This is a genomic window from Enteroscipio rubneri (assembly GCF_002899715.1).
GTDB classification, from domain to species: Bacteria; Actinomycetota; Coriobacteriia; order Coriobacteriales; family Eggerthellaceae; genus Enteroscipio; species Enteroscipio rubneri.
This window is the reverse complement of record NZ_PPEK01000034.1, coordinates 1-2243: the sequence shown is the minus strand read 5'-3', so window position 1 is coordinate 2243 and position 2243 is coordinate 1. Positions and strand designations below refer to the sequence as shown.

General features: G+C 74.3%; 1 protein-coding gene. It reads right to left on the bottom strand.

Features of this window, described 5'->3' with window-relative positions:
- On the bottom strand, positions 1 to 2243 hold a 2243-nt coding region (locus C2L71_RS11820), incomplete at both ends, for an Lhr family ATP-dependent helicase (protein WP_420841328.1).

The following is a 2243-nucleotide window of genomic DNA, read 5'->3' as shown; positions in this document are numbered from 1 at the left end:
GGCGCGAACGTGTCGTTCGTGGCGCGCCCGCTCCACACCAGCTCCTGCAGCGCCGCGGCGATGGACGCCTCGTCGACGCGCTCGGGCTCCATCCGGCGCCGCACCGCATCGGCTATCTGGCGGAAGAACAGCCCGTAGCCGCTGGCGAGCGCCTCCACGACGGCCTCCTCCACCGACGGGCGCACGGCCGGCTCCACGTCCTCCGCTCCGGCCAACGCCGCATCGGCCTGCACGGGCGCGAGCGGCGAATCCGTGGGGTAGAAGGCCACGAGCGCAGGCGCCGCGGCAGCCTTCCCCGCCTTGCGCGCCCGCGGACCGCCGTCCGCCGGCGGGGCGCCGTCCTCGCGGCGTCCCCCCGCCCACACCACCTCGCCTGCGGTGACAAGCTCGTCAAGCATCGAAGGCCGGTAGTCGCGCACCCGGCTGGAGAACACGTGGCCCTCCCAGGCTGCGGCCGGCAGGAACACGCCCTCGAACTGGGAGATGACCTGGGCAACCCCTTCCGTCCCCTCGAGCGTTCCCCCGCCCGTGCCCACTCCCTGCAGATCCAGCACATAGCGCGTATAGGCGCTCGCAGGCACCGCGCGCACGGCGGCGCGCGCCTTCGCGAGCGAGCGCGACCGCAGGCGGCGGAACACCTCCGCCGACACCCACGTGCGCTCGGCCCCCGTGATCGCAGCCACGGCCCCGACACCCGCAGGCCCCGGCTCCTCCGCGCAGCCGAACCGGCCCTGCATGATCTTGCCGGCCGCGACCAGGCGGCGCAGGCTCTCGCGCGCCACCGAAGGCCCGATGCCGAGGCGTGCCGCCACCTCCGCCTCCCCGAAGGGACCGTGCGTGCGAGCGTAGCGCGCGACGAGGCTATCGAGCGGGCCCGGGCCGTCGCCCGTGTCCGGCACCTCAAGGAACGCTGTGGGAACCCACGCGGGCACCTCCGTCCCCAGCGCCTCGTGCAGGCGTCCTGCATCCTCCACAGCCGCCCAGCGCTCCACACCGCCGATCATGGCCGGGAAGGCGCGCTTCGCGTCGCGCAGCTCCTTCAGCAGGGTGCGGGCCTCGGCAGGGGTGGCAGAACGCGAAGGCGTGGGAGCGGCTGCCGCGCCTTCGCAGATTTCAGCTAGCGAGTCGTTTGAGCCTTCGGCCGCGGCGTCCCATGGGCGCTCCCGCCCGGCGAGGCAGCCGGAAGCATCGGCATCGCACTCGTCTTCTTGCCCGGGTCCAGGCGATCCCCCCGGCGCCTCCAGCCGCACGGCCGCCTCTTCCGCCGTGAGCGGGCCCAGCACGCGCAGCAGGTCGGCCGCGCCCTCCGCGCCGCGGGCGCGCCGGTCGGGCGCCAGGCGCTGCAGCTGCTCCTCTACCTGGGCCACCACCTGCGGGTCCAGCAGCTCGCCCAGGTCGGCCGAGCCCAAGAGCTCGCCCAAGAGCGCCGGGTCCAGCGACAACAGCGACGCCTGGCGCTCCGCGTGCGGCAGGTCGCCCTGATACAGGTGCTCGCCCACATAGCCGAACAGGAGCGGGCCGGCGAAGGGCGACGGGATGCTCGTCTGCGCCTCCACCATGCGCACGGTGCCCGCCGCAAGCCCCTCCATGAGCTCGTGGAGCGCATCCAGGTCGTACACGTCCTGCAGGCACTCGCGCGCCGTCTCCAGCAGTATCGGGAAGTCGCGCTCGCCGCGTGCCGCCTCCAGCAACTGGCCCGCCTTGAGGCGCTGCTGCCACAAGGGGGCGCGCTTGCCCGGCTGCGTGGGCGACATGAGCAGGGCGCGCGCCGCGCACTCGCGGAACCGCGCGGCGAAGAGCGCCGTCTTGTCCACCCGGTCGCGCACGATGCGCACGAGCTCGTCGGGGTCGAACGCGAACAGCTCCGCCCCCGGCAGGCGCGTCTCGGTCATGGGCACGCGCAGCAGGATGCCGTCGTCGGCGGCCATGGCCTGCGGATCGAAGCCGAGCGTGCGCTCCACGCGATCCTGCACCGCCATGGCCCACGGCTCGTGCACCTGCCGGCCGTAGGGCGAATGCAGCATGACGCGCCAGTCGCCCGTCTCGTCCTCGCAACGCTCCACCACGAGCGTCTTATCGTCCGGCACGACGCCGGTGGCCTCGCGCTGCGCGCGCACGAGCGCGGCCAGGTTGTTCTGCGCGTCCTCGTCGAGGCCTGCAGCCGCCAGCCGCTCGCGCAGGGCGGGGTCGAGGCGCGAAGCCGCATCGGCGAGCAGGTCCGCGCCGGCTGCAGCCGCACCCGC